At 61.8% G+C, this 18,201-nt stretch carries 14 protein-coding genes; 12 read left to right on the top strand and 2 right to left on the bottom strand.

Annotated features, from left to right (window positions below):
- Positions 1-3: 3 nt before the first annotated feature.
- The 7 genes from tagH to H2LOC_RS17070 all read left to right on the top strand — a co-directional run bounded on the left by tagH (position 4) and on the right by H2LOC_RS17070 (position 11,152).
- On the top strand, positions 4-1,326 hold the full coding sequence (tagH, locus tag H2LOC_RS17100) for a type VI secretion system-associated FHA domain protein TagH (RefSeq protein WP_136497484.1): 1,323 nt from the start codon (positions 4-6) through the stop codon (positions 1,324-1,326).
- A gap of 24 nt (positions 1,327-1,350) precedes the next feature.
- On the top strand, positions 1,351-2,688 hold the full coding sequence (tssK, locus tag H2LOC_RS17095; RefSeq protein WP_136497485.1) for a type VI secretion system baseplate subunit TssK: 1,338 nt from the start codon (positions 1,351-1,353) through the stop codon (positions 2,686-2,688).
- On the top strand, positions 2,685-4,196 hold the full coding sequence (gene icmH, locus H2LOC_RS17090) for a type IVB secretion system protein IcmH/DotU (RefSeq protein ID WP_246206871.1): 1,512 nt from the start codon (positions 2,685-2,687) through the stop codon (positions 4,194-4,196). Before tssK ends, icmH begins: the two co-directional genes overlap by 4 nt.
- Positions 4,197-4,396: 200 nt before the next feature.
- On the top strand, positions 4,397-7,957 hold the full coding sequence (gene tssM, locus H2LOC_RS17085) for a type VI secretion system membrane subunit TssM (protein ID WP_136497486.1): 3,561 nt from the start codon (positions 4,397-4,399) through the stop codon (positions 7,955-7,957).
- A 2-nt stretch (positions 7,958-7,959) separates the two neighbouring features.
- On the top strand, positions 7,960-8,655 hold the full coding sequence (gene tagF, locus H2LOC_RS17080) for a type VI secretion system-associated protein TagF (RefSeq protein ID WP_136497560.1): 696 nt from the start codon (positions 7,960-7,962) through the stop codon (positions 8,653-8,655).
- On the top strand, positions 8,652-9,422 hold the full coding sequence (locus tag H2LOC_RS17075; protein WP_136497487.1) for a PP2C family protein-serine/threonine phosphatase: 771 nt from the start codon (positions 8,652-8,654) through the stop codon (positions 9,420-9,422). Before tagF ends, H2LOC_RS17075 begins: the two co-directional genes overlap by 4 nt.
- Positions 9,419-11,152 (top strand): serine/threonine-protein kinase, encoded by a 1,734-nt coding sequence (locus H2LOC_RS17070; protein ID WP_136497488.1) that lies wholly within the window; start codon positions 9,419-9,421, stop codon positions 11,150-11,152. Before H2LOC_RS17075 ends, H2LOC_RS17070 begins: the two co-directional genes overlap by 4 nt.
- A gap of 68 nt (positions 11,153-11,220) precedes the next feature.
- On the opposite strand, the gene H2LOC_RS17065 is transcribed toward H2LOC_RS17070, so the two are convergent.
- Positions 11,221-11,406, bottom strand: coding sequence for a hypothetical protein (locus H2LOC_RS17065; protein ID WP_154331701.1), 186 nt, complete (start codon positions 11,404-11,406; stop codon positions 11,221-11,223).
- Positions 11,407-11,496: 90 nt separating this feature from the next.
- On the opposite strand from H2LOC_RS17065, the gene H2LOC_RS21615 reads away from it, so the two are divergent.
- The 5 genes from H2LOC_RS21615 (at position 11,497) to H2LOC_RS17035 (ending at position 16,835) form a co-directional block, all read left to right on the top strand.
- On the top strand, positions 11,497-12,741 hold the full coding sequence (locus H2LOC_RS21615) for a DUF4399 domain-containing protein (RefSeq protein WP_202620487.1): 1,245 nt from the start codon (positions 11,497-11,499) through the stop codon (positions 12,739-12,741).
- On the top strand, positions 12,738-13,163 hold the full coding sequence (locus H2LOC_RS17050) for a DUF4399 domain-containing protein (protein WP_136497489.1): 426 nt from the start codon (positions 12,738-12,740) through the stop codon (positions 13,161-13,163). Before H2LOC_RS21615 ends, H2LOC_RS17050 begins: the two co-directional genes overlap by 4 nt.
- Positions 13,164-13,206: 43 nt before the next feature.
- Positions 13,207-14,268 (top strand): formylglycine-generating enzyme family protein, encoded by a 1,062-nt coding sequence (locus tag H2LOC_RS17045; RefSeq protein ID WP_162009795.1) that lies wholly within the window; start codon positions 13,207-13,209, stop codon positions 14,266-14,268.
- Positions 14,269-14,455: 187 nt separating this feature from the next.
- Positions 14,456-15,727, top strand: coding sequence for a caspase family protein (locus H2LOC_RS17040; RefSeq protein ID WP_154331700.1), 1,272 nt, complete (start codon positions 14,456-14,458; stop codon positions 15,725-15,727).
- Between the two features lie 418 nt (positions 15,728-16,145).
- Positions 16,146-16,835 carry a Crp/Fnr family transcriptional regulator gene (locus tag H2LOC_RS17035; RefSeq protein WP_136497492.1) on the top strand — a complete coding sequence of 230 codons (690 nt, stop codon included), beginning with the start codon at positions 16,146-16,148 and terminating at the stop codon, positions 16,833-16,835.
- A 352-nt stretch (positions 16,836-17,187) separates the two neighbouring features.
- On the opposite strand, the gene H2LOC_RS17030 is transcribed toward H2LOC_RS17035, so the two are convergent.
- A complete protein-coding gene (locus H2LOC_RS17030; RefSeq protein WP_154331757.1) occupies positions 17,188-18,171 on the bottom strand; it encodes a zinc-dependent alcohol dehydrogenase family protein in 984 nt (327 codons plus the stop codon).
- Positions 18,172-18,201 lie beyond the last annotated feature (30 nt).

Below are 18,201 nucleotides of genomic sequence, written 5' to 3'. Positions count from 1 at the left end.
GCGATGCAACTCACCTTGACGATCGAGAATTTTACAAACCTTCCGGACGGCGGACCGCTGCGCTACACGGTCACCGGGGCGCGCGGGCTGGACATCGGACGGGCGCAATATCTGGATTGGACGTTGCCCGATCCAGAGCGTCACATCTCGAGCAAGCACTGCGAAATTCGACACGAATACGGCGATTATCTGCTTTACGACGTTTCCACCAACGGCGTTTTCGTCAACGGTTCAGAAAATAGAACGCAGTCCCCCTATCGCCTGAGCGACGGCGACCGTCTGGTCATTGGCCAATACATCATTGCCGTGCGAGTCGAAAAGAACGCTAATAGGGACTCGGACGCGGTTTCGCCTGATTTCATGCATCAAGCGGCCGTATACGACGATTTATGGCGGCCGGAAGGCGCAACGCCCCCGCCGATCTCACCTAAAGACACGCGCCCCATGGAAGCGGCGGCGATCGTCCATGGCGATTGGCTGGATCGCCCCGCGGATCTCCCAACGCCGTCGTCCGCGCCACGCAACGATATTGAACAATGGATCGCGCCGCCGCCGGCTCTCGACCTGCCGCCCGAGACGCCGCCTGCGCCGACTCCGCGCCGGCCCTCGATGCCGGAGACCGAGGAGTTCTGGCTGGACTCGCCGCCCATCAAGGCGGATGTGGCGAGCGCGGCTTCGATGGAAGCGACTCCGAGCCCCCACGAAGCGACCGCGACTCCGACAGCGGCGCCCGTCGCCGAATTGCAGATCGCGGAACCGGCTTTCGCCGCCTTTCTTTCAGCCTTCGCCGCCGCATCGGGAGCGCCGACCGGCCCATTGTCGCAGCAAGGTCCCGAAGAACTCGGTCGTCAGCTGGGCGGGCTCGTGCGCAGCCTCGCCTCCGAGATGAAGCTGCTGCTCGACGCGCGCTCGGAAACGAAACGCGTCACGCGCAGCGCGCAGCAAACGACGATCCAACTCGAAAGCAACAATCCGCTCAAATTCTCGCCGAGCGTCGACGACGCCATGCGCCTTATGTTCGGTCCGTCCACCCGCAGCTACCTCGGCGCCGAGGAGGCTTTCGCGCAAGGGTTTTTCGATCTCAAGCAACATCAGGTCAGAACCTTCGCGGCGATGCAACAGGCGATGCGCATCATCGCGGAAGAATTTGACCCGGCCGGCATCGACAAAGCAGCGGAAAAAGGCGGCGGACTGTTCAAGACCGCACGAAAAGCGCGCCTGTGGGAGCTTTACGAGACCCGGTGGAAGGCCATGACCGCGCGGCATGACGGCGGACTCGTCGGCGTATTCATGCGGCATTTCTCGGATTGCTACGACAAGAGCTAAAATTCAACGGGAGGGGTGAGGAGCATGTCCTGGCGCAGCAAGGTCGTTTGGAGAGAGGGGTTGTTTTTACGCCCTCACCATCTGCAACAGGCCGACCGCTATCTCGAAAGGCTCGTCGAAGCCCGCACTTCGCATATCTCCCCCTATCCATGGGGCTTTTCGCATCTTGAAATCGACCTCGATCTTGCGCAGCAAAGCAAGTTCGCCTTGCGTAAAGCCACGGGTCTGATGCCCGACGGCACCCCGTTTGACGCGCCCGACGATGGGATGCCGCCGCTCGCGATCGAGGCCCCGGAGAATTGCGCCGGACTGACCGTCTGGCTCACCCTGCCGCACGTCGTCTCCAACACACGCGAAGTCGATCATCGCACAAAAGAGGCCGCGAGCCGTTACGTCGAAGGTGTCGAGACCATCATCGACACGGTTTCCGAGCTGCGCAATGAAGAAGAAATAGACGTAGCGCATTTGCGCCTCGCCTTGGAAATCGGACGCACGCCCAAACAGGGTTACAATTGCCTCGCTGTCGCGCGGATCGTCGAAATCCGCGACCGTGCGCTGATCTTCGACCAAAAATTCGCGCCGCCGGTATTGATCAGCGCCGCGCATCCCGTGGTTTCGGGCTGGATAGATCGCGTCATCGGCTGGATCGACAATAAGGTCGAGGAACTCGCGCGCTACGCCGCAGACCCGTCGGCGGGGGGTGGGCTCCAAAGCGTCGACTATTTCATGTTGCAGACGCTCAACCGCGCGATCCCGCTGCTACGGCATTTGCGTCAGTCCGGCTACACACATCCCGAACGCATATATGCGGCGTTCACCTCGCTTGCGGGCGAACTCGCGACCTTCGCCGCTTTGGATCGTCGTGCGAGAACCTATCCTGCATATGATCACGACCATCTCGAGGACGTGTTCGAACCGATCCTGCGTGATTTACAGGAGTTTTTGAGCGCCAATCTCGGACGGCGCGCCATCCGGCTCGAACTCATCCAGCGGGCGACCAACGCCTATGTCTCTCCCATTCGCGATCGTTCGCTGTTCCGCAATGCGACCTTCGTGCTCGAAGTCTCCGCTGCGCTGCCGCTCACGGACATACAGCAGCAGTTGCCGCAGCTGTTCAAGCTCGGGCCCAATGGCCGCATGAACGAGATCGTGCACGCGAACCTCCCCGGCGTGCGGCTCGTGCATATGCCGACGCCGCCTGCACAGATCCGCGCGATCTCAAACCACGTCTATTTCTTTCTCGACAAGCAGTCGCCGCTCTGGCCGGAATTCTCGAACGCCGCTTCGATCGGTCTGCACTTCTCCGGAGATTGGCCCGAACTGCAGCTTGAACTCTGGGCGGTGTTGGAAGGGGCGAGATGATGAGCGGGAATGACGATCCCTTCGGGCCAGAACCGGAACGCACCATCATCGCGCCCAATCCGGGCCTGCGCCGCCCGCCGCCGTCATCTGCGCCGTCCCGGCCGTCGTCGCCCTACACGCCGGCTTCGGCGCCGGCCTATCGGCCGGAGCGCCTGCCGCCGCAACCCGTCGACCGCCCCTTCGGCGCCAGCGAACCCTATCCGGGCCCTAGAGGCGCGGACGAAGGCGTCGACTCTTGGATCACCGCCGAGCGCGGGGACGTTCAGCAAAGCGCGACGCTCGGACGCGCAGAGGATTTGCGCTTCGAAGAACTCGTCGCGCGCAACGAGAACCCGATCATGCACGCTGCAGCGCCCCTGCTGCTGTTGCTTGGCCGCCTGCGAGTCGCCGCGTTGCGTGCGTCTTTCGCCAGCCTCATGGAGCAGGTTGCCGCGGCGATCGACTTCTTCGACAAGGAGATGCGGGCCAGCGGCATCGCCCGCGAGCAGGCCAATGTCGCGAAATATCTGATCTGCGCAACGGCGGACGACATCGTGCAGAACATCCCGACCGAGGATCGTCATGTCTGGACACAGTACAGCATGCTTTCGCGCTTCTTCGGCGAACGCACCGGCGGCGTGCGCTTCTTCGAGGAACTCGAACGTTTGAAGCGCGATCCCGCGACCAATTACAATGTTCTGGAGCTGCAACACGCCTGTCTCGCGCTGGGCTTTCAAGGCGTGCATCGCACCTCCGCCGGCGGCTTGACCAAATTGCAGCTCATCCAGCGCGACCTCTATGAAAACTTGCGCCGCCAGCGTCAGCGCGGCACCAGGATTCTTTCGCCCCGTTGGCGGGGGCAAGCCTTCGCCATGCCGCGCTCGCATTTAACCATCCCGCTTTGGAGCATAGCGGGCGTAATCGCCCTCGCGCTTTTCGCGCTTTTCTTGGTCCTGCGTTCAATGCTGGGCGGTCAAAGCGACGCCGTTGCAACTGCGCTGATCGGCCTGCATCCGAACGGCAAGATCACGCTCCAGCGGCGCGTCGCAGAGAAACCAGCCCCTCTCCCGCCGCAAGTGGTCACGCAATTGCAACGCATCCGCGCGCAGCTTTCGGACGAAATCGCGCGGGGCGTCGCCTCGGCGGATTACTACGGCAAATGGATATCGATCCGGCTCGGCGCGGTCACGATGTTCGACTCCGGTCAGGCGAAGCTCTTGCCGCAATTCTCGGGCATCTCGGAGAAAATCGCGAAAATCGTCGACAAGGAAGCGGGGCCGATAAGGATCGTCGGCCATACGGATAATCAACCGCTCAGCGTCTTCAACCATTTCAAGAACAATCAGCAGCTCTCGATCGAACGCGCCAATGCGGTTGCTGCGCTGTTGCGCCCGATGCTCACCGACCCGAACCGGATCTCGACTGATGGACGCGGCCCGGACGAACCCGTCGCCGACAATAACACTCCCCAGGGAAAAGCACGGAACCGGCGCGTCGAAGTGCTGGTGACGCGTGTCGACCGATACTAGAGCATGTTCCCAAAACGTCGAAGCGGCTTTTGGAAAAGACATGCTCGATCAATGAGATTTAGAGCACGTTCGACTGCGTTTGAACCGAACGCGCTCTCGCGTGTTTTCGAGCAAAAGCGGAAATCGGACCGCGTGAAAAAACACGATCAGACAGAGACTCGTCCCCACCTAATCCTTAAGACTACGACAGGTATAGTGAAATGAGCTTGGAGCTTGGACACCCACCGCGCCTTTTGCGCATCGCGCTCTCCACGGCGGGACTCGTTTCGGTCGCCTTGCTGATCTATTTCGCGGCGCCTCATATCGTCGTGGATGGCTCGCGCCCGTTCGAGAGCCTGTGGCTTCGTCTTGGCATCGCCTCAGCTCTGGTCGCCGTCGGCGTGGGATTTTTCATCTGGTTTTGGTGGAGGCGTGAGAAGGATGCGAAGACCATCGCCGACGCGATAGCCAAGGAGGGAGGGGAAGAAGACGATTCTGCGGCGCTCGCCGAGCGCATGAAGGACGCGCTAAGGACACTCAAGAAGGCCGCGGGCGGAAAGGAGACGTTCCTCTATGATCTGCCGTGGTATGTGATCATCGGACCGCCGGGCTCTGGAAAGACGACCGCGCTCGTCAATTCGGGGCTGAGATTTCCGCTCTCGGGAACTGCGACGCCGGCCGCGATCGCGGGCGTCTCCGGCACCCGCTATTGCGATTGGTGGTTCACCGAAGACGCGATCCTGGTCGACACGGCAGGCCGGTACACCACCCAGGACTCCGACGCGGCGGCCGATAAGCGCAGCTGGCTCGCCTTTCTCGATCTGCTGAAGAAGCATCGCGCCAAGCAACCGATCAATGGAGTGCTCGTCGCCATAAGTCTCGAAGATCTGATCAGGCTTTCGCCAAGCGAACTTGCCGCGCATGCGCGTGCGATTCGATCTCGGCTGCTCGAGCTGAACGAGCGGCTCAGGGTGGATTTCCCCGTCTACGCGCTGTTCACGAAATGCGATCTCATCGCCGGATTTTCCGAATATTTCGCCGATCTCGACCAGAGCGCTCGCAGGCAGGTCTGGGGCGCGACCTTTCAAACCAAAGACAAGAAAAGCAATCTCGTCGCGCAGACGCCGACGGAGTTCGACGCGCTCATCGAGCGGTTGACCTTGCAGATCCCTGATCGGCTGCAGGAAGAGCCGGCGCCCGCGTTTCGCGTATCGCTATTCGGGTTTCCGGCGCAAATGGCGGCGCTCAAGCGCCCGCTCTATGATTTCCTCAACGCGATCTTCGAACCGACCCGCTATCATTCAAACGCTAATCTGCGTGGTTTCTATTTTACGTCGGGAACGCAGCACGGCGCTCCAATCGACCAGCTCATCAACGCGCTCGTCAAGAATTTCGGCGCCGAGACGGCGGGGGCGGTCAACCAGCCCAGTCAAGGGAAGAGCTACTTTCTCTATGACCTCATTCAAAAGGTCATCATCAACGAGGCGGCCTGGGTTTCGACCGACGCGAAAGCAGTGCGCGCGGCGTTTCTCTGGCGTCTGACGGCGGGCGTCGTAATGGTCGCCCTCTGCGCGGCGACGCTTTCTGCGCTTTGGTCGAGTTATCATCGAAATAAAGAGCTTGTCGCGGCGGTGGACGCCTCCGCCCAGGAATATGCCGCAATCCCGGATAATGCGCTTACGCGCGAAGACGTCGTTTCCGATCGCGATCTGGCGAAAACCCTCCCATTGCTGCGGAAATTGCGTTACGCCGCGGTCGGCTACGCCAACCAGGATGCTGAAACGCCTCTCGCCGAACGTTTCGGCTTGAGCCAGCGCGAGCGCTTGGCCGCCGCGTCGGCGCAGGCGTACCGAATGGGGTTGGAACGGCTGTTGCGCCCTCGCCTGCTCTATCGGCTCGAGGAAGCGATCGATAGCCACCGCGACGATCCGGGCTATATTTACGGGGCGCTGAAAGTCTATCAGATGCTCGGCGGCCTCCACCGTGTCGACCGCGGCCTCGTGCTCGCCTGGGAGCAGCAAGATTGGGCGAAAGAGATTTACCCCGGCTCCGGCGCGCAGGCGCAGGGACGCGCCGCTCTCGAGGAGCATCTTCTGGCCATGCTGGACATGGCGGACGACGGCCCCATGATGATCGAGGCGAGCCCTGCCTTCATCGAAGAGAATCAGAAGATTCTGGCTCAGCTTTCGGTTTCTCAGCGCGCCTATCACTTGCTGCGCTCGCAAGCGAGCGGGCTCGGCATCCCCGATTGGACGGCGTCGCGCGCGGGCGGCGCCGAATTCGAGCGTGTGTTTGAAACAGCCTCCGAACCCGACGGCGCCCGTGTGCCGGGATTTTATACTTATGCCGGCTTTCAGAAGGGATTGCTGCAGCGCCTGCCGGGAATCGCCAAGGATGTCGAATCCGAACGTTGGGCGCTCGGCAAATTTGCCGATCAGGCCATCATCGCCGATCAATACAAGACCCTGCCGAACGATATTCTGAATCTTTATGCGGGCGACTTTGTAAAGACGTGGCGTGACGCCCTCGGCAGATTGCAGATGAAGCGTCTCACCGCAGATAAACCGCGTTATGTCGCGCTCGCAGCGGCCGCTTCGCAAGCCTCTCCGATCAAGGCGCTTTTCGAATCGATCCGAGACGAGACGGCGCTCACCAAGGAGCCGTCCGCAAAAGGCGCGGCCGCGCCATCGTCCCCGGACGCTGCGCTTTTCAGCGATCAGGACCAGGCGCCCGGCTCCCGGATAGAAATCCAGTTCAAGAATTACGAAGAGTGGGTGCATGGAGATCCCGGTCACAGGCCGATCGACGATCTCATCAGCCAGCTCAACGTGATCAGGGACAATCTCATCACCGCGGCGACCATTCCCGACAACGCGCAGCAAGCCAACGCTTTGCTCGCGCCGCAGGTGCAAAAGCTCAAGGCCTCCGCCCCGACGCTTCCGGACCCTTTCAAGAAAATGCTCGCCGCCGCGGCCGGCAGCTTCGAAAAGGATGTGAACAACGTCGAACTCAACCGGTTGTCGCAGGCGCTCGGCGATCAGGTCTCGGGAACCTGTCAGCAGATCGTCAATGGGCGCTATCCTTTCACGCGCAACGCGACGAGCGAAGTCGCGCTCTCGGATTTTGGCCGCCTGTTCGCCCCGGGCGGGATCATTGACGGCTTCTTCAAGCAGAACCTCGTCAAATATGCCGACACTTCGAAACGCGAGTGGAGCTGGCGCGCGGATCAGTCTTTTGCCAAAAATCTTTCTCCCGGCGCGCTGCGCGAATTCCAGCGCGCGGCGCAGATAAGGGACGCTTTCTTCCCCAATGGGGGCGCTACGCCTCAGATCAATCTGCAGGTTCTGCCGCCGGTGCTGAGCGGGGTCGGACTGACCGCTAAGCTCGAAGTCAACGGCGCCGTAGCAACGTCGCGATCTGCGACCGCAGTGACGCAGCAGGCCATTCAATGGCCCGGCGCTTCCGGCGCCAGCCGCGTTGCGGTCTCGCTATGGGCCGATCAGGAAGATGCGCGGCCTGCGGACGCTGCGCCGACGCCCGCGCGCGCGCAATCCGCGCCGACGGCCGCGGGCCAGACGCAGCTCGCGACCATCGAACGCAATGGCGCTTGGGCGCTCTTTCGGCTGCTCGACGCCGCCCGCGCCTCCAAAAGCGGCGACAAGCTCGACGTCAGCTTCGTGCTCGGCGGCCATGAGCTGCAATATTCGTTTACCGTAGCCTCGACTCTGAACCCCGTCACGCTCCCCGCTTTGCGTGAATTTCATTGTCCGAGCGGGATTTGATGATGGCGAACAGTTGCGGCCTCTTTGGCAAGCTTCAGGCGAAGCGCGACTTTATCGCGATCAAGACGCCGCGCCGGTTTTTATCGGTCTGGGAGCCATGGCTTCAAAGTTCGATCTCGGCGAGCCGCCTGCAGCTCGCCGCCGACTGGCGATCGGCCTTCCTGACCGCGCCGATCTGGCGCTTTTGGCTGGGCGCCGGGATTTGCGGAACGGAGACGCTCGGCGTGACCATGCCGTCAATGGACCAGGTGGGTCGCTATTTCCCGCTCACCTTGATCACGACGGGGGAGGAGGGGACTAAGATCGCTCCTCCCGAATTCGACCCGCAGGAGGCCTGGTTCTCCGCTGCCGAAGACTTTCTCCTCTCGACACTGGAGCCGGATTTCCGGTTCGAAGCGGCGCCGCTACAGCTTGCAGCGCTTCCGGCTCCCTCCGAGCCTGAGATAGCAAGCGAAGGCTCGAGCCTTGGGCCCGGGTTCGCTTGCGTCTCGCCTGCCTCCACGTCCTTTGCTCGAACATTTGAACGGATCAGGGAGACGGGACACGCCCTGGTTTACGCCAACGTCTCATACTGGTGGACGATCGGCGGCGAGGATTTCGAGCGCGTAGCGTTCATGTCGCAGCTTATGCCGGATCCTCATCTTTATAAGGGCATGCTCACGGGCAAGTTCGAGACCCAACCCCGGAATGAATCATGACCGGCTCGAACGCCTTTTGGATCGGTTCAGCTACGCATGTCGGCAAAGCCCGCACGCGCAACGAAGATCGTTTCATGACCTCCGCCCAATCCGGGATCTTCGCAGTCGCCGACGGCATGGGCGGCCATGAGGCCGGCGACGTCGCGAGTTCGATCATCGTCGAGGCGCTATCCACCATAGCTCCGCAACCCGACAGCGCTTCCCTGCTGAAGGCTTGCAACAGTCGTCTCATCGAGGCGAACGACAGGATTCGTACGTTTTCGGCGCGCCGCGGCGGAGCAATCATGGGTTCGACCGTGGTCGCCCTGGCGATCTGGGACAACCGCTACGCCTGTCTGTGGGCCGGCGACAGCCGCGCCTATCTGAGCCGCGGCAAAAGCCTCCGGCAACTCACTCGCGACCATACCGAGGTCGAGGAACTTCTGGAGCAAAACCTCCTGACCGCGGAGGAAGCCCGAGTGTGGCCGCGCCGCAACGTCATCACGCGGGCCCTTGGCGTTGCCGACCATCTCTCTCTTGAATTAGCCTGCGGCGAGGCTCAACCCGGCGACGCATTTCTCTTGTGCAGCGACGGCCTCACGCTGCATGTGGAGCCCGATGAATTGCAGAGCGAAATCGAGACCCGCGGTCCCCAGCGCGCCTGCGACGAACTGATTGATCTTGCGCTCGCGCGCGGCGGGCTCGACAATGTGACCGCAATCGTCGTCCGCTATCAAGCGGATGAGGAGACGACGATCGTACCGGCCGGAGGAAGGCGCAGTCGATGACGCATGTGGTCGATCTTTCCAGCCGATTGCCCAAGGGAACGCGTCTCAACGGCGTCTACGAGATCGAATCCCTGATCGCCGCGGGCGGCATGGGCGAAGTTTACAAGGGCTTCGAGATCGAGACCGGCGAGCCGGTCGCGCTGAAATTCATTCGCCCCGAGATGGCGCGGGACGACGCTTTCCTGGCCCTGTTCCGCAGAGAGGCGGCGGCGCTGGCGCGCCTTCATCATGAGGTCATCGTCAAATATTTCCTGTTCTCTCAGGAGCCGGATCTGCGACGGCTTTATCTCGCGATGGAGTTTGTCGAGGGCGAGCATCTCGGCGATCTGACCCAGCGCGGCGCTTTGCCGGTCGAAAAGGTCCACACCCTGCAAAAGCGCCTCGCCCTTGGGCTACAGGCCGCCCATGACCGCGGCATTGTGCATCGCGATGTCTCGCCCGACAATGTGATCGTGCTCGACGGCGCCGTCGAAAAGGCGCGCATCATCGATTTCGGCATCGCCCGCAGCGATCTGCTGGTGGGCGAGACGGTGATCGGCGGCGGCTTCGCCGGCAAATACAGCTATGTTTCGCCTGAGCAACTCGGCATGTTCGGCGGCGAGGTGACCGCCAGATCGGATATTTACAGTCTCGGCCTGGTGCTCGCGCAATGTCTGCTCGGCAAGCCGCTCGATATGGGTCGGAAAGAGGTCGAGGTAATCGAACGCCGCAGGAGCGTTCCTGACTTGTCCCGGATCGACAGTCGATTTGTTCCGCTGCTCGAAAGAATGCTGCAACCCGATCCCGCCGATCGGCCGAACAGCATGACCAAGGTGGCGCAATGGCCGCTCGGGGGCGATGAGCGCACGCTGGTGTCTTTTCCTTCCGCCCCGGTTCAGGCGCCCGCGAGAGCCGTCGCGCCCCCGCCGCGAGCGCCGGACGAAAAGAGAGCTGGCGCCGCGCGGATGAAGCTCTTTGGCGCCGTCGCGCTGGCTGGAGCCTCCGCCGCGGCGGCGGCGCTTTGGGTCCTGCGCCCCGCCGACCATTCAGCGCCCTCGCCGGCGGGCCGGCCATCGCCTCAGATCCAGAGCGCGGCCCCGCCTGTTCCTGACCGCCCGGAGCCCGAACCATTCCGCAAAGTCCAGCAGATCATTCAGTCCTTCGACGGCGGTTCCTGTTTCCTGGCCGTTCCCCATGAAGCCGGCGCCCGCGACATCGAGATCGACGGCTTTGGACGACAGGCGCCTTTCGAGGCGCTGGACGCGGAGATCCAGCGCGTCACGAAGATCAATCCGCGCATCGAGGTCCGCGAGGCGCCGCAGGAATTTTGCCCCGCTCTCGACCTTGCAAGAAAATTCGCAAGTTTCGGCGGGCCCCCGCTCACACTTTCGGTCAAAGCCAGGAAACTCAGCAGCGGCGACCAATTGGCTGGCGATATCGAGACGACGGCGCCTTCCGTTCTGCTCTTTATCCTGGATGAGGAAGGCGTTGTTCACGACGTCACCGCGCAGCTCCGGGACGCCGCGCAGGCCAAGAGTTTCGCCATGAAACTCGCCTTGAAGTCCAATCGCCATCTGCTTCGCATGCTGCTTGTCGCGATAGCGAGCGCAGAGGCTGTCGGCGGCCTGGAGGCGTCGAACGGACCGGCTGCGCGGGTCTTTGCTTCTCTCGGAGCCCGGTTGGCGGCGCTGACGAAACCGCCTGCAATCGCGGTCGAATTCGTCAGCCTTGAAAACAACGACGGGAAATAGAACGCCCGAACACCGACGGAGTGTGGAAATTACCACAAAAGCTGAGACCGTGATATGGTACAGTGAGCTCACTTCAAGGCGATCGGATGAAGCACGGAACCGTTTGACATGAGGCGTTCCGGCGCAAAAAGGGGCTCCCGATTCATCCGCCCCGCCGCCTGAAAGGCGAAGCGCCTCGCGCCCAGCATTCGGGACAGTCTTTTGAAGCCCATGATCTGGAAACAGGCGTTGAGGATAAAAAATAGGTGAACCATGCAGCTTGTTCTCGATCTGCGCACCGTCGCGCCGAACTCGCTTCCACGCTTCCATAAAGATAACGGGACTCGCCCGACGGGGCTCTTCGCATGAAGACCCGCACGACTTCGCTCGCCCTGCTAGCTTTGCTGCTCGCGCTCGGCCCGGATCGACCCATGGCTTTCGCTCAGACGGCGCCCTCACAGCGAAACCCGTCGCCCCCTGGAGCCAAGGTCTATTTCAAGGATCTGACGGACAATGCGAATGTCCCGTCGCAGTTCACGGTTCGCTTCGGCGCGGAAAATATCGAGATTGTCCCCACCAATGTCTCCAAGCCCAATGCCGGCCATCATCACCTGTTGATCGATGCGCCGATCGGCCCGCTCGACGAGCCGATACCGAACGACGCCAATCATCTGCATTTCGGCCGCGGCCAGAGCGAAGGAGACGTCGTCCTTCCCGCAGGCGAGCACACGCTGCAACTGCTGCTGGGGGACGACAAACATATTCCGCACAATCCGCCTGTCGCCTCTCCTGTGATTCACGTCCGCGTCGACCCGGCGTCGGTCGCCCAGGCGCGAACGCCGGCGGCGAAAAACGCCAGGGTCTTCTTCATCGGGCTCGAAGACGGCGCGAAAATCCCGACCAAATCGGTCGTCAAGTTTGGGGTGGCGGAGATCGAACTCGCGCCCTCGGGCGTAAAAAGGCCCAACGCCGGGCATCACCATCTCATCATCGACGCGCCGACGCCCGATCTCGACCGCGAGATACCCAACGACCCCAACCATCTGCATTTCGGCCGCGGCGAAACCGAAAAACTATTGACCCTGGCGCCCGGCCCACACACGCTTCAACTGCTGCTGGGCGACCACGACCACGTTCCCCACGACCCGCCGGTGATGTCGGAGGCGATCCACGTCACGGCCGTCGAAGGCGACGACGCCCCGCCTGCCGCGGGAGCGTCGTCCGGACGGACCCCCGCCCCTCCCGACGCCGCGGTTTACTTTGTTTATCCATCGAACCACGAGACGATCTATCCCAGCTCGACGATCCGTTTTGGGCTGAGGAATATGGGAGTGGCTCCCGCCAAAGTCGACAAGGCCAATACGGGGCACCATCATTTGCTGATCGACGTCGACGAAGCTCCGCGGCTCGACGAGCCGATACCGAATGATTCGCAGCATCTGCATTTTGGCGGCGGACAGACTGAAAAGAAAATCACGCTGACGCCGGGAAGACACACGCTGCAGCTGATTTTGGGGGATTATCAGCATATCCCTCACGATCCTCCGGTGATTTCGGAACGGATCGAAGTCTTCGTGATGAAACCCAAGAAGAAGCGGAACAGGCTATGAGACCGCAGCTAGCAGCGAGATTTCTGGCGACGGCGCTGGCGATGGGCGCCCTGACCCCGAGCGAAGCCGCGACGCCGTCGCGCCCCGAAGCCGTCGTCTATTTCCATAGCCCGCTCGACGGAAGCCACGTTCCGCAGCGCTTTACCGTTCGCATCGGGCTGAAGGAGATGGGCGTCGCTCCCGCCAATATCGACAAGCCTTTTACGGGACACCACCATGTGCTCGTCGACACCGATATTGGCGATCTTTCCAAACCTATCCCTTCGGACTATAATCATATTCACTTGGGAAACGGGCAAACGGAGGTTATCTTGACCCTTCCTCCCGGCGTCCATACGTTGCAACTTCTCTTGGGCGATTATTTGCACATTCCTCATGCGCCGCCTGTCTTATCCAAAAAGATCACCATCTATGTTCGCTAACCCCCGAGGGATTGAGCGAGCAATCAAAGCTGCACTCTTTCTGTTGGTTTTCCTGCAACTCCTGGCCACGGAGGGTCTCGCCGCGCCAAAGGGTGGCCGCGCGCCGGAGAGGGAGGCGGCGACCGCAGCCGCCCCGACCGCATCGAGCGCTTCCCTCGAGGTCCGCTACTGGAACAGCATCAAGAACAGCAAAGCGGCTGCAGATTTCCAAATGTATCTCGACGCCTACCCTGACGGCCAGTTTGCGGATGAGGCGCGCGCCCGCTTGCGACAGATCGAGGGCGGCCCCGACGAGGGGCCGTCAAATCAGCTTGATATAAAACCCTCAAATCAGCTCGACATAAAGCCTGCTTCCCCCTCCCCGCCGCGACCGGCGGCGCCGACGCCGACGCCGGCTGTGACGCGCGATTGTCCGCAATGCCCGCAACTGACGCTCATTCCCGCGGGCGCATTCAATATGGGTTCAAGCGACGGTTTCCCGTTTGAAGCCCCGATCCACCATGTGGTGATCGCAAAGCCCTTTCTGATGGGGCAGCGTGAGATCACTTTGGCGGAATGGGACGCCTGCGTCACCGAGGGCGGATGCTCTTATGCGCCGCCTGATCGCGGCGCGGGCCGGGAGACGTTTCCCGTCACCAATGTCGATTGGAACGACGCCCGCCAATATGTGGCGTGGCTGAGCAAAAAGACCGGCAAAACCTACCGGCTGCCCAGCGAAAGCGAATGGGAATATGCGGCTCGCGCCGGAAGCGCGACGGCCTATCCCTGGGGCGCCGCAATGGAAAAAAATCGAGCAAATTGCTCGGGGTGCGGCGATCGGCCCACCCATGAGCCAACCCAGACCGGATTCTATCCCGCCAACGCGTTCGGCCTCTACGACATGGCCGGAAACGCAGCGGAATGGGTCGAAGACTGCTGGAACGATTCCTATAAAAAGGCGCCCACGGACGAGAGCGCCTGGACCAAAGGGTCTTGCAACGAGCGCGTATTGCGCGGCGGGGCGTTCAACAACGATCCTCGCTATCTGCGGTCGGCTTCGCGCTTCAAATATGATTTTGACGTGCGCTATTCCGCCAATGGTTTCCGTGTCGTGCGAGAACAATAGAGTGCAGGGATAAGGCGGCGCCGGCGCCGCTCGAAGACCGGCCGAGGGGTTGAGACGGAAGGAAAAACTCGCTGCGCTTGTGTCGTTTCCCACATAAACTTCCTGTGGGCGCGCTATAATTCCCGGCACTGACATAGCGGCCAATCGGAGGGTCGGGCGGAATCCGACGCAACCTGGGAATATTCCGATGCCAACCTCGGGTTTTTCGAGCCTTTGCGGTTTTTTGCGCAATCGCCTCGCCATGAAGGCGGTTTCGCCCCATCGCCGTCGGACGGCGGCGGCGCGTTGCCGTGCGTCAAACCGGTTACTCGCGGTTTTATGCTTTTGCCTGTGGGGTCTTTCAATCACGCCGACGCTCGCCGACAAGCGGGTCGCTTTGATCGTCGGCAACAGCAAATACGCCCAGATCAACAAGCTCGCCAATCCCGGCAATGACGCCCCGGACTTCGCCAAGGCCATGGAAAGCATGGGCTTCGAAGTCATTTTGAGAGTCGATGTCGGAAAAAGTGAATTCGACCGCGCGCTCGCGGAATTCGCCCGGAAATCGGAAGGCGCCGACACGGCGCTGTTCTATTACGCCGGACACGGCCTGCAGTACCAAAGGCAGAACTTCCTTTTGCCCACCGACATAGAGGTGCAGGATTCGGCCGACGTCGAGTTTCGGGCGGTCGGCCTCGACCGCGTCCTGCAAGCGATCTCCCGGACCTCGGGCGTAAAAATTCTCATTTTGGACGCCTGCCGGGACAATCCGCTGGCGACCCAATTCTCCTCGCGTTCTATCGGCGATGGAGGCGCGCCCCGCGGTTTGGTGCGCATCGACCGTACGGAAGGGCTCGTCATCGCCTATGCGACGGCGCCCGATCAGGTCGCCCAGGACGGATCTGGTCGCAACAGCCCATTTACGCAGTCTCTCATCAATCATATTCGCGAGCCGGGCCTCGAGATCGGCACCATGTTTCGCCGCGTCGCCAACGACGTTTTCGAGCAGACCAAGGGGCGACAACGCCCGGAAATATCGATCTCGCTGCTGAACGATTATTTCCTCAACCCGGCGGAAAACGATCGCATCGTCTGGAGCCGGATTCGGGATTCGGACAATATTTCCGATTTCAAAGGCTTCATCGAGAAGTTTCCGACCTCGCCCTTCGCCCAGGAGGCGCAGTTCCGCATCGATCTGTTCGAGCGCATCCGCCTGCAGAACGAGATTCGCGCTCGCCTGGCGCATCAACATGAGACGCCATCCCGCCCCGCCCCCACTGCCGGCGCCGCGGCCAAGCATGAGAATGCAAAGCCTGAAGAAACAACGCAAACCGCTGATGCGGCGGCGCGGCAGGCCGAGGCCGACCGCCAGGAGGTCGAGCGGCTTGCCCGTGAGAACCGCGCTGCGCGCAAACGGTTGGAAGCCGAACCTGGAAAGCAGGGCCTTGTCGATCTGAAAACACAAGGTCAGGGCAAATGAGAGGATTTGGAGCGCGATCGGTTTATACGCAGTCGAACGCGCTCCAAATCGCATTGACGGAGCATGTCCTTTTCCAAAAACCGCTACGCGCTTTTTGGGAGCCTGCTCTTAAAGGGAGCTTGTCGCTGCAGTTCGATGAAGCAAAGGGGCTCCGCCGCCATTTTTGAACCACGCGATCGCCATCGGCCAAATCATACGGATTCCGACTGAATGAAGCGGCTTCGCGCAGTCATTGCGAGGAGCGTAGCGCCGCGGCAATCCAGAGGGACTGGCGCGGATCTGGATCGCGTCGCCTTCGGCTCGCGATGACGGCGAACTATCAGTCGTAACCCGAATCTTCAGCGCCGGCGCGAGTTGACATCCAGAGCCGGCATCGGCCATCCTTCAACAAAATACAGGAATAATTTTCAGGACCGAGATGACGAGAAAAGTCGAGACGCTTGCGCGCTTTAGTCTATTCAAATCGCTCTCGGCGGCGGACGTTGCTCGGCTTGACACCCAGTGCTTGTGGCGGCGCGCCAGGGAAAAGGAATGCATCGTCGATTTCCAGGATGATAGCTCCGACGTATATTTCGTTGCATATGGCGACGTACGCGTCTCGATCCAGAGCGCCGCAGGAAAAGAGCTCATTCTGCGCGTGATCGCAGCCGGGGAATATTTTGGCGAAATCTCGGCCTTGGACGGCAAACCGCGCTCGGCGGCGGTCCATGCGATTACGGACGCTGTAATTGCGCGGATGAGCCCGGGGGCCTTTCGCGAGGTCATTCATCGCCATCCCGATGTTTGCGACCAGATTCTCGCCGCGTTGACCGGAGAAGTGCGGCGTCTCGCGACGCGCGTCAACGAATTCACAAACCTGAGCGTGCGCGAACGTATCCACGCCGAATTGCTTCGCCTTGCACGCAGGGGAGGCGCGGACGACATGCGCGGGGTTATCTCGCCGCCCCCGACACATGCCGAGCTTGCTGCGCGCGTCAGCACTCATCGCGAGGCCGTGACGCGCGAGCTGAACAGCCTCGAGCGAGCGGGATTGCTCGAGCGCCGCCGCGGCTCGATCGTGCTCCTCGATCTCGCCAAGCTTGCGGAGTCCGTGGCCGGAGCGCAGTAACACCCGCCTAGATTGCAAAGGTCGGGGTTGCGTGTCGCGAGTGCTGAGCGAGCCCGCGCGACGGAAAATGCCCGCGAGCCGCCCGGCGCCCTGCTCTCAAAGGAGAGACCACTCCCTTGCCGCGCTTTTTCGCAGCAACACAATCAAAGATGGAGTCCGGCTCGCGAGTTGTCCATAGTTGAATATCCCAAAACGACGCATCCGCGTTGGCGGCTGGACGCGATGGCGTCTTGCAGCCGGCGGGCAGCTTCAAACTCGGCCTTCATCCCCTTCGTCAAACTCGAGGCCTTCCTCAAAACCGCAGTCGCCTTTGTCGCCAAGCCCCAGGACCTCTTCGAAACCCGCGTCACAGCTACGGAATCAAAACCGCAGCGCCTTGCAGCCGCCCCTCGCGAAGATCCGCAAGCGCCTCGTTGGCGGCCGCGAGCGGATAACGCGCCACATGGGTTTTTATCCCGACCTTGGGAGCCAGCGCGAGAAATTCGCGGGCGTCCTCCCGCGTGAGATTTGCGACCGAAAGCAGCTTCCTCTCCTCCCACAGCAGCGCATAGGGAAATGCGGGAATGTCGCTCATGTGGATGCCGCCGCAAACCACGACGCCGCCTTTTTTCACGGCCGCCAGCGCGCGCGGGACCAGCGCCCCCACCGGCGCGAAGATGATGGCGGCGTCGAGCGGCTCGGGCGGGGCCTGATCCGAGCCGCCGGCCCAGACTGCGCCGAGCGACAGCGCGAAGGTGCGCGCCGCCTCGTCTCCGGGCCGCACGAAGGCGAACAGGCTGCGGCCCTGAAACCGCGCGACCTGCGCCAAAATATGCGCCGCCGCGCCGAAGCCATATATGCCCAGCTTGAGCGCCTCTCCGGTCATTTTCAGGCAGCGCCAGCCGATGAGCCCGGCGCAAAGCAGCGGCGCCAGAGCGGCGGGATCGGCGGCCTCATCGAGAGGGAAGCAAAAGGAGGCGTCGGCGACGACATGAGTGGCGTAGCCGCCGTCGCGGGTATAGCCGGTGAACAGAGGATGGTCGCACAGATTCTCCCGGCCGCTCTCGCAATAGCTGCAGCAACCGCAGGTTTTTCCGAGCCAGGGAACGCCCACCCTCTGGCCGAGCGCAAAACCCGAAACGCCGGAGCCCATGGCTTCCACCGCCCCGACGATCTCATGTCCGGGCGTGATCGGCAGAGCGGGATCGGGAAGCTCCCCGTCCACGACATGAAGATCGGTGCGGCACACGCCGCAGGCGAGCACGCGCAGGAGCAATTCCCCGGCGCCCGGCCTCGGGATTTCTTTCTCGATCAGCTCCAGCGGCCGACCGGGCCGACTCAGCGCCATCGCTTTCATCATCTCGTTCGGCTCCGCAATCCCGCCTGC

It is taken from the genome of Methylocystis heyeri, from assembly GCF_004802635.2.
Taxonomy (GTDB): Bacteria; Pseudomonadota; Alphaproteobacteria; order Rhizobiales; family Beijerinckiaceae; genus Methylocystis; species Methylocystis heyeri.
Note: the sequence above shows the minus strand (reverse complement) of the source record. Positions and strands in the feature narration are given on the sequence as shown.

Coding starts and splice junctions, on each gene's coding strand:
- H2LOC_RS17040 (WP_154331700.1), top strand. CDS start 14,456: ATGCCAACCTCGGGTTTTTCGAGCCTTTGCGGTTTTTTGCGCAATCGC.
- H2LOC_RS17065 (WP_154331701.1), bottom strand. CDS start 11,406: ATGGTTCACCTATTTTTTATCCTCAACGCCTGTTTCCAGATCATGGGC.
- tagH (WP_136497484.1), top strand. CDS start 4: ATGCAACTCACCTTGACGATCGAGAATTTTACAAACCTTCCGGACGGC.
- H2LOC_RS17035 (WP_136497492.1), top strand. CDS start 16,146: ATGACGAGAAAAGTCGAGACGCTTGCGCGCTTTAGTCTATTCAAATCG.
- tssM (WP_136497486.1), top strand. CDS start 4,397: ATGAGCTTGGAGCTTGGACACCCACCGCGCCTTTTGCGCATCGCGCTC.
- icmH (WP_246206871.1), top strand. CDS start 2,685: ATGATGAGCGGGAATGACGATCCCTTCGGGCCAGAACCGGAACGCACC.
- H2LOC_RS21615 (WP_202620487.1), top strand. CDS start 11,497: ATGAAGACCCGCACGACTTCGCTCGCCCTGCTAGCTTTGCTGCTCGCG.
- tssK (WP_136497485.1), top strand. CDS start 1,351: ATGTCCTGGCGCAGCAAGGTCGTTTGGAGAGAGGGGTTGTTTTTACGC.
- H2LOC_RS17030 (WP_154331757.1), bottom strand. CDS start 18,171: ATGAAAGCGATGGCGCTGAGTCGGCCCGGTCGGCCGCTGGAGCTGATC.
- tagF (WP_136497560.1), top strand. CDS start 7,960: ATGGCGAACAGTTGCGGCCTCTTTGGCAAGCTTCAGGCGAAGCGCGAC.
- H2LOC_RS17075 (WP_136497487.1), top strand. CDS start 8,652: ATGACCGGCTCGAACGCCTTTTGGATCGGTTCAGCTACGCATGTCGGC.
- H2LOC_RS17050 (WP_136497489.1), top strand. CDS start 12,738: ATGAGACCGCAGCTAGCAGCGAGATTTCTGGCGACGGCGCTGGCGATG.
- H2LOC_RS17070 (WP_136497488.1), top strand. CDS start 9,419: ATGACGCATGTGGTCGATCTTTCCAGCCGATTGCCCAAGGGAACGCGT.